Source organism: Izhakiella australiensis (assembly GCF_002006995.1).
Taxonomy (GTDB): Bacteria; Pseudomonadota; Gammaproteobacteria; order Enterobacterales; family Enterobacteriaceae; genus Izhakiella; species Izhakiella australiensis.
This window is the reverse complement of record NZ_MRUL01000038.1, coordinates 1-8,764: the sequence shown is the minus strand read 5'-3', so window position 1 is coordinate 8,764 and position 8,764 is coordinate 1. Positions and strand designations below refer to the sequence as shown.

Genomic DNA, 8,764 nt, shown 5'->3' with positions numbered 1-8,764 from the left:
TCGAGGTAACAGGAGAAAGCTACAGAAAGAAAACGTCGAAAGCAGTAACCCAGCAGTCAGTTAAGAAGTAACTGAAAGGCGGCCAGAATAGTTGACGCGTACCGGCCTGAGTAGTTGACGTCTAATAGCGGGTAATTTCCTTAATACGACGCGGATGCAGGAAAGCCTGCTGACTCTCAGCTGCACTGAGTTTTTTCTCGTCGCTTTCAGTTTCCAGTGCCTTAAACTGCGGGCGGACATCGTTATAATCGACCTTGAACTTCAGGACCTTTTCATCGCGAATCGCATCAGTAATGACATAAGAGTGCAGCTCGCGTCCAAACACGCTGGCGGTGGTTTCTGCTGCCAGGGCATTTTGCGGAAAAATCGGCGTACCCGTAAAACCAAACTGGTAAAAACGGCTGAATTTCTTGTTTAAGTTTTTCTGCGCTTCACCAAATTGACTGCGATGACACTCATCAAAGATAAATACCACCTGCTGATGAAAAACCGGCAGATCAGCTTCTCCTTTCATCAGGTTATTGAGCTTTTGGATGGTAGTGACAATGATTTTGTTGTCATCTTTATCCAGGTTGCGTTTTAACCCGGCAGTATTATCAGAGCCATTGACACTGTCCGGTGAGAAACGCTGGTATTCCTTCATGGTCTGATAGTCGAGGTCTTTGCGATCAACCACAAAAAATACTTTATCAATAAAATCCAGTTCGGTAGCGAGCCTCGCGGCCTTGAAGCTGGTCAGGGTTTTTCCTGAGCCGGTGGTATGCCAGATAAACCCGCCGCTTTCCGGCTTTGACCAATTTTTGGCTTTAAAGGAGCTGTTAATTTTCCATAAAATTCGTTCGGTAGCTGCAATCTGATAGGGACGCATCACCAACAGTGCCTGACTGCTGTCAAACACGCTGTAATTAAATAGCACATTGAGCAAGGTGTGTTTCTGGAAAAAGGTAGCGGTAAAATCCTTCAGATCTTTAATCAGCGTGTTATCTGACTTTGCCCAGTTCATGGTGAAGTCAAAACTGTTTTTATCCCGCCTGGTGGTATTGGCAAAGTAACGGGTATCAGTTCCGTTGGAAATCACAAACAGTTGCAGATATTTGAACAGGGAATTATCGCTGTTAAAGCTCTCTTTGCTGTAACGATGTATCTGATTAAACGCTTCCCTTATCGCTACGCCGCGCTTTTTCAGCTCAATTTGAACCAGCGGTAAACCATTGACCAGAATGGTCACGTCATAGCGATTCGCATGGGTGCCGGTCTGCTCAAACTGCTGAATGATCTGCACCTTATTGCGCACCAGGCTGTTTTTATCAATCAGATAAATATTCTCAAGCTGCCTGTTATCAAAAGTAAAATCGCAAATGTAATCGAGATGAATTTTACGGGTCTTATCGAGGCTGCTATCACCAGGGCTGTCCAGATACTGCTCGCAAAAGCGGCGCCACTCACTGTCGTTAAACACCACCGCATTCAGCGCCTGAAGCTGCATGCGGATATTAACCAGCATCGCCTGCTGCGACCCCAGGGAGACAAAATCATACCCTTGATTGCGCAGGTCCTGAATCAACTCACGTTCCAGGTCGGACTCGCTCTGGTAGCTTTCCCCCGCTTCCCAGGCTTTGAGGTATTTATCGAGCACGATAAAGCTATTGGATTCAGCGATGGTGTTTGTCTGTTGAGTCATGACGCATCCTGTATAGCGGTGGGGCAAAGACCGGACGGGTAAACACCACCGGCGAGTAAACGTATTGATCTGCTACCTGGAGCGTAAAACACGGTCCAGGTGATTTTCTGATTCCAGTCAGCTGTTCAGCGTCTGAGGCTTCGGGAAACTGAACAGCAGGTGGCGATAATAATCGTACTGTTTCCGGCGCTGCTCGATTTCAGCGGGCAGACCTTCGCTCAAGGAGTGGGCCAGGGTGTCGAATTTATCCAGAATCCGGACGATATCAGACTGGATTGCCAGCGACTTTTCCAGATTGTCCGGACAAGGGATGGGCACCGTTATTTCGATTAATTGACCTTTAGTCAATTTTGCCCTTCCGCCGCCGGTCAGAAACGGTATGAAGTTAACAATGCATAAATAGTGATACAAATATCTTGAGTTAACGCCGGATTTACCGCGCACGACATGCACGTGATTGTTTGCCCAGAATTTTCCTGATGTATATTGTATTGAGTAACGTTCTATATTAGCCGAGCCATCTTCTGCTATTAATACATACTCACCCTCGTGGGTATATCCATCGACATAGTCCTGGATATTATTTGCACCATAATAAGGCGTTTCACCCGCCACGCGCAGAGAGGACTTTACAGGCTTTCTTGCATTATTTGCTATTTCAAAAGAGGATTCATCTGCCAAAGGGAACCACGTAACCTCAGCACCGTCCAGCAGCTTTTCCAGATAAGGAGCCAGAGCCAGCCCCTCCTCTGCTTTAAAACTCAGCAGCTGGTCACGGTAATAGTGATACTGTTTTTTACGTGCCGTAAGCTCAGCGGCAAGCTCAGCGGTATGCTGATTAAACTTATCCAGAATCCGGACGATTTCAGCCTGGATAGCGAGCGACCATGCAGGATTATCCGGACAGGGAATCGGAAATTCATACTGAGACAGCTTCTTAATCCCAATAATTGACAGCCCGCCACTTTTGTTTGCGTTTTCCTCACACCACTGAGCAAAATCATAGAATCTATAAAACAGATACTTTATATCCACTAACTTCCCAAACCTTTCAGATAAAGAGAAGTTGGTTATTTGTTGATTTGTTAAATAAGGCGTCGTGACTAAAGCATACTCGCCAATCGTTGCGGTAGTAGACATGAATATTGAATTTTCAGGGAACAGACGGCCTTTAACCCCTAACGGACTGATATGCTGAATAGCGTCATCAAGCTCTCTGCCGTTCATTCTTATATCTTCCAGCCGGAACCATGGAATAGTTCCATTTTCCCAGAATTCTTTTTTAGCTTTTGATGGAGTGTATCCATTTCTTATATGAAATATTTCTGAAGCAGGAAACCACGCCACCTCAACCCCATCCAGCAATTTTTCCAGATAGCTTAGCTCGCTCATGCCCGCGCCCCGCTCCCTTCAAGGTCGGCCACAATGGCATCAATATCCTTACGTAACTGATCGATTTTGCCGACGGTGGTTTTCAGCGCGGCATTCAGTTCAGTGATATCAACGATTTCGCGGTTATCTTTGGCTTCCACATAGCTGCTGACCGACAGGCTGTAATCATTGGCTGTAATGGCCTCAAACGGCACGGACTTCGCCAGATGATCGATGTCTGCCTTGCTTTCGAACGCCTGCATAATCTGGTTGATATGCTCATCAGTCAGTATGTTGTTATTACTCTCTTTTTTAAACAGCTTGCTGGCATCAATAAACTGCACATCGGTATCGGTTTTATGCTTTGACAGCACCAGAATATTGACGGCAATCGTGGTGCCAAAGAACAGATTAGGCGCCAGTGAAATCACAGTCTCAACGTAGTTGTTATCAACCAGATACTGACGTATTTTTTGCTCAGCGCCAGCGCGGTAAAAAATGCCGGGAAAGCAAACAATCGCCGCGCGCCCTCTGGCTGAAAGATAGTTCAGCGCATGCAGCACAAATGCAAAGTCGGCCTTAGATTTCGGCGCCAGCACGCCTGCCGGGGCAAAGCGTTCATCGTTTATCAGCGTCGGGTCATCACTGCCAATCCACTTCACCGAATAAGGTGGATTCGACACAATGGCATCAAATGGCTTTTCATCGCCAAAGTGCGGCTCCGTCAGGGTATTACCGAGCATAATATTAAACTTATCGTAGTTAATGTTATGCAGGAACATATTCATACGGGCAAGGTTAAAGGTCGTGTGGTTAATCTCCTGACCATAAAATCCCTCTTCAATAATATGATTATCAAAGTGTTTTTTCGCCTGGAGCAGCAGCGAACCGGAGCCGGCTGCCGGATCGTAGATTTTATTGACGCGGGTTTGCCCGTGCATTGCCAGCTGTGCAATCAGTTTAGAAACGTGCTGTGGAGTGAAAAACTCACCGCCTGACTTACCTGCATTCGCCGCATAGTTGGAAATCAGAAACTCATAGGCATCCCCGAACAGGTCAATCTGGTGCGCATCAAAGTTACCCAGCGTTAAGCCCTCAACCCCTTTCAGAACGGCAGAAAGGCGGCTGTTTTTATCTTTTACTGTGTTACCTAAACGGTTACTGGTGGTGTCAAAGTCAGCAAACAGGCCTTTGATATCGGCTTCGGAAGGATAGCCATAGGCAGAGCTTTCAATCGCCACAAAAATGCTGTTTAAATCGGCGTTCAGCCTGTCATTGGTATTGGCTTTGGCGGCCACGTTGCCGAACAGCTGGCTCGGGTAAATAAAGTAGCCTTTGGTTTTGATGGCATCATCTTTGATGTCATGGGTAATGATGCTGTCATCCAGCGCTGCGTAGCTGACGCTGTCATCACCGGCTTCGATGTAGCTGGAAAAGTTTTCGCTGATAAAACGGTAGAACAGCGCGCCAAGAACGTATTGTTTGAAGTCCCATCCATCAACCGATCCGCGCACATCGTTGGCAATTGCCCAGATTTGACGGTGTAATTCTGCTCGCTGTTGAAGGCTTGTCATTGTTTGTCCTGTTCTATTTCTTTAACTTTTTGTTATTTAATAGATTTTATCGAAATTTATTTTTGCGTAAGGGACCTAATGATACTTCCGAGCGTAAGCAGCAAAGGGAGTCCGAAAATTTACCTTTTCTCCTACTTACTTCCATCTGTTTGGTCCTTATCCCTTCCCTCATACAGAGAAGGAACATCAATATCTTCGTTTAGCTCATCCCAATGAATTCCCGGCCCCGTTCCAGACAATTCCCACCGATTAAGCTGCTCAGATGTGCCGCACAGCAATCTTGGGAAATTTTGCAGTGGGATGTCTAAACGCTCTTTTCCCTCAAGCTGCACATGCATAAATTCTTCTGAGAAGCAGATCGTTACTTTAAGGGCTGTCATCTTCTATTCCTCATTGCTATCAAGCATTGTCCCATAGCGTACCGAGATAATCGGCATACCATTGGAGCATCTCACGCCGTCCATCGAGGTACTGAGCATGGTTGTAAGTCCCGCGAATGGTGTTTTTATCCGCGTGGGCCAATTGAGTCTCAATCCAGGCTGTGTTGTAACCCTGCTCGTGCAATATGGTGCTCATTGTGTGTCGAAAACCGTGCCCTGTAGTTTTACCATCAAAACCAATACGCTTGATCACTTGGTTAATACTCGCTTCACTCATGGGCTTGCCAGCATGATTTCGTCCAGGGAAGACAAACCTGCCCCTTCCGCTAAGCTCATACATTTCTTCAAGTAGTGAAAGCGCCTGACTGGATAGCGGCACAACGTGCGGTCGCCGCATTTTCATCCGTTCAGCAGGGATCTGCCAGGTTCCCTTCTTCAAATCGAACTCATGCCACTCAGCGGCTCGTAGCTCGATGGTTCGGGTACCAGTGAGCATAAGCAAGTGTGTTGCGTGGTGTGTGATGCGGCTGCCGCTATAGCCACTTAACGCACGTAAGAAACTGCCAATCTAATGACTTAAAAGATGTGGGAAATGCTTTTGCTTAGGTGCTTTCAGTGCCCCCGCGAGATCTGTCACGGGATTATGCTCTGCCCTACCGGTGATGATGGCATAGGTAAATATCTGCCGACACGCCTGACGAGTTTTCCTTAGCTTATCCAGCACGCCGTGCTGCTCCATCTTACGCAGCACGGCTAACATCTCAGCCACTTTAATCTCTGCAATAGGTCGTTTTCCCAGCGCGGGAAAAACATCTTTGCGTAAATATTCAAGGATATCGACTGCATAGCCTTGGGACCAGTTAGGTCGTTTGTGTTCGTGCCACTCCTGTGCCAGTGATTCAAAACTGTTGTTGATGGCGAGGATTTTGGCCTGCTTGGCCTCTTGTTTGGCAAGGCCTGGATCTCCCCCCGCTGCCAGTATCTTTTTGGCCTCTTCGCGCTTTCCCCTCGCTTCTGCGAGAGATATGGCAGGATAAGGCCCGAACACCACGCGCTTTTCTTTCCCTGCAAAGCGGTACTTCAGTCGCCAGCTTTTGCTGCCGCTGGGAAAATTTCGAGATACAAGCCAGCTCCATCAGCCAATTTATAGGCTTTTTCTTTCGGCTTAGCAGTGTCGATTTGACGAGCATTTAGCTTCATATGGGGGCATCGAGATCCATTGAACGTAACAGTGCCTCCTATGATGCCCCCAATCAGTTATAGCTTTCAATAGACAAACAGATACAACGCTGGATGAAGTAATCAGTGTTAGTGCGGGTTTGATAGGTTTTTGTAGAATTCAGGAGACAATCGGAGAAGAAAAAATGGCACGCCCTACAGGATTCGAACCTGTGACCTACGGCTTAGAAGTTCCTAGAGTCACCTTTTAAAACAAAAAGTTACCGCATTTATCCGCGCTCACACGTCCCAGCTTGCGGAAAGTTACTGATACTTACTTGCCAGTACCTAAGCATATCTGTCCCAAATGCGTCCCATTAAAACGGAGCATTCCCACCTCTATGCGCAATAATCGTATGCGTAACCACACCCCGCACAACAACCTCGCTAAGCGCCTCGCCCTCTATAGCCTCTCCGTCATCAGTAATGAAAGCCCTCCCACGCAACACAGCAAATCTGTCTTGGCCACAAAACGATATTAACGCGGTTCTGCCCTGTCGCACAGGAATGCTCGTATCGACGATGGCATAGCCGTCGCATGTTTCGATTATTAGCGTATTAGCAGTGACGTTGCAGATCATATCAAGAGATAATCTCTGCTCAACGTAGTCAGCAGCCGGTGATGGAAATCCCATTTTTAAACTCTCAATAATACTGTATGCGCGTACAGTATTATTGATCGATGTAGGCTATCAAGTGAGATTTTTTGCGGTTTTAGGAAGAGACTGAGTTGCCAGGGAATTTAGTTTTATGCCCGGAGAACCGGGCTAGTTTCGCTAATCAGGTAGTACAGACTCATCAGGCGGCGCTATGAATTTTTTATTTTTATAAGACCATCCGATACCACATAGTATATTTTCAACTTTTATTATGTTGAAATTTTTGAATAAATCTCCATTACCGTCCCATTCGACAATGTTAACGACAATTGCATCTTCAATTATTGCGTATCGCATTATGCATATTCCTCAATTAAACAAATTCCATCCGCGCCTGCGCCGCCGTAAAAGCGGGTTGAGAAATTTTGAGTGTCATATGCACCACCTCCGCCGCCGCCGTAAACACTTGCCTTCGGTATTGTCGGTGTCGAAACCGCACCCTGGCCTGACCTTCGACTTCCTCCCCAGTAACTGGCGCCACCGGTTCCGTTTAACAGCCGGGTGCCGTTTTGCCCATCCCCACCATCACCACCGGCTATATTAACGTCAGCACCAGTTCCAGCAACGCCAGTCCCACCTGATGCGAATACGCCAACAGCCTGAGATGGCGCGCCACCAACAGCAATAATACCGCTGAATGTCGAATTGCCGCCTTTTGTCGCTTCTGATCCGCCAGAGCCTATCGCAACAGCAAAATTCGTGATGTCGGCGATATTGAACCATTTTATTCCAGTGGATCCTGCCGCACCGCCTGCGCCCGAAAAATTATCGGTGCTGCCCCCGCTATTAAATGAACCTCCGCCACCGCCACCTCCGCCGGTAATAGTGACTTTAATTCGTTTTGTGCCAGCTGTCGGCGTGTACGTTTTTGATGTTGTAATCCATTGCTCGTTTATCTTTCGACCACTATATCCATTGCTGTCTACTAAACCAAGGTATTGGAGAACGCTGGGGATATCAGTTTTACCGACAATATCACGCCCTGTCTGCGTTAGTGGTGTCTGCCCGGCAGTTTTAGACCCTGTGAAGTACGCCAGCGTGTCGGCACCGGTAGCCAGGCCAGAAATAGCCGTGAGCGTTGCCGCCAACGGCTGAAAATCCTTGCTGAAAGCGGACGACATTTTCGCGATGAACGCAGCAATATCACCATCGTCTATGACGTCCTGACCCGACTTATCAGCTGTGTATTGAGCCAACGCCGCAGCAATAAAAGAAGCCTGACGTAGCGCTTTATTTATCTGAGCTGACGATGCTTTTCCACTCTGGAATCCAGTCAGCAACGCCGCCAGTTCCTCATAATCAGCTTGCGTTGTTATGTTTGCATTGGCATCCGTCGCGAACGCTTTAAAATCATTTTTAGCCATTACAGTTTTTTCTCCCACGAGCCGTCATCAAACCCGGCCAGATATTTATTTTCGATGTCGAATGCAAAAAAACGGTTTCCTTCTGAGGGTGTTTCAACCGATGGAGTGTGTATGTCACCGGCCCATACACCAGCGGCTTTCACTGTCAGATACCCCTGCCGGATAGCGTCTATCAGTTCAAGCGATACATTGCTTATATCTGTTTCGGGAAATACCCATACCGAGATCGTCATGTCCTGATTGTCGACGATTTGCATACTAATTCCGGACCCTGCCAGCGCAGTTTCAAGAATCACCGGCAGCGTGTCGTTTTGCCCGTTCCAGTTGTTGATCGCTATCTTCGCTTTAAGGACGATGCGATAGGTGTCGTCGCTGAGGCTGGTGTAACCATTATCCGGGTCGTATGGCCCTTGCCAGACGCCCTGATCCCATCCGAGTCCGTCAGTATCGAAAGAAAAGTAAATGCCGGATATCGGCTGACTGACAATACGCGATCGCCCTATCCACTCTCCGAGTA

General features: G+C 47.4%; 6 protein-coding genes and 2 pseudogenes. All 8 read right to left on the bottom strand.

The features are described 5' to 3' along the window. Window positions 1–124: 124 nt before the first annotated feature. Window positions 125–1,681, bottom strand: a pseudogene (locus BTJ39_RS23575) (HsdR family type I site-specific deoxyribonuclease); the annotation flags it as partial. 117 nt (window positions 1,682–1,798) lie between these two features. Then, window positions 1,799–3,073 carry a restriction endonuclease subunit S gene (locus BTJ39_RS23570; protein WP_078005108.1) on the bottom strand — a complete coding sequence of 425 codons (1,275 nt, stop codon included), beginning with the start codon at window positions 3,071–3,073 and terminating at the stop codon, window positions 1,799–1,801. Then, the gene (locus BTJ39_RS23565; RefSeq protein ID WP_078005107.1) at window positions 3,070–4,626 is read right to left on the bottom strand and encodes a type I restriction-modification system subunit M; all 1,557 of its coding nucleotides are present in this window, start codon (window positions 4,624–4,626) and stop codon (window positions 3,070–3,072) included. Before BTJ39_RS23565 ends, BTJ39_RS23570 begins: the two co-directional genes overlap by 4 nt. A 131-nt stretch (window positions 4,627–4,757) precedes the next feature. Then, a complete protein-coding gene (locus BTJ39_RS23560) occupies window positions 4,758–5,006 on the bottom strand; it encodes a DUF2442 domain-containing protein (protein WP_078005106.1) in 249 nt (82 codons plus the stop codon). Window positions 5,007–5,025: 19 nt separating this feature from the next. Continuing rightward, a pseudogene (locus BTJ39_RS23555) lies at window positions 5,026–6,206 on the bottom strand (tyrosine-type recombinase/integrase). A 335-nt stretch (window positions 6,207–6,541) separates the two neighbouring features. After that, a complete protein-coding gene (locus tag BTJ39_RS25235; RefSeq protein WP_078005105.1) occupies window positions 6,542–6,859 on the bottom strand; it encodes a hypothetical protein in 318 nt (105 codons plus the stop codon). A 320-nt stretch (window positions 6,860–7,179) separates the two neighbouring features. Next, window positions 7,180–8,247, bottom strand: a complete 1,068-nt coding sequence (locus BTJ39_RS25505) for a glycine-rich domain-containing protein (protein WP_078005103.1) — start codon at window positions 8,245–8,247, stop codon at window positions 7,180–7,182. Further along, window positions 8,247–8,764, bottom strand: a 518-nt coding sequence (locus BTJ39_RS23535) for a baseplate wedge 1 family protein (protein WP_139356409.1), incomplete at its 5' end; no start/stop codon positions are given. The genes BTJ39_RS23535 and BTJ39_RS25505, both read right to left, overlap by 1 nt.

Excerpts from the sequence above, each read along its gene's own strand:
- BTJ39_RS25235 (WP_078005105.1), bottom strand. The coding sequence starts at position 6,859 with ATGGGATTTCCATCACCGGCTGCTGACTACGTTGAGCAGAGATTATCT.
- BTJ39_RS23565 (WP_078005107.1), bottom strand. The coding sequence starts at position 4,626 with ATGACAAGCCTTCAACAGCGAGCAGAATTACACCGTCAAATCTGGGCA.
- BTJ39_RS25505 (WP_078005103.1), bottom strand. The coding sequence starts at position 8,247 with ATGGCTAAAAATGATTTTAAAGCGTTCGCGACGGATGCCAATGCAAAC.
- BTJ39_RS23570 (WP_078005108.1), bottom strand. The coding sequence starts at position 3,073 with ATGAGCGAGCTAAGCTATCTGGAAAAATTGCTGGATGGGGTTGAGGTG.
- BTJ39_RS23560 (WP_078005106.1), bottom strand. The coding sequence starts at position 5,006 with ATGACAGCCCTTAAAGTAACGATCTGCTTCTCAGAAGAATTTATGCAT.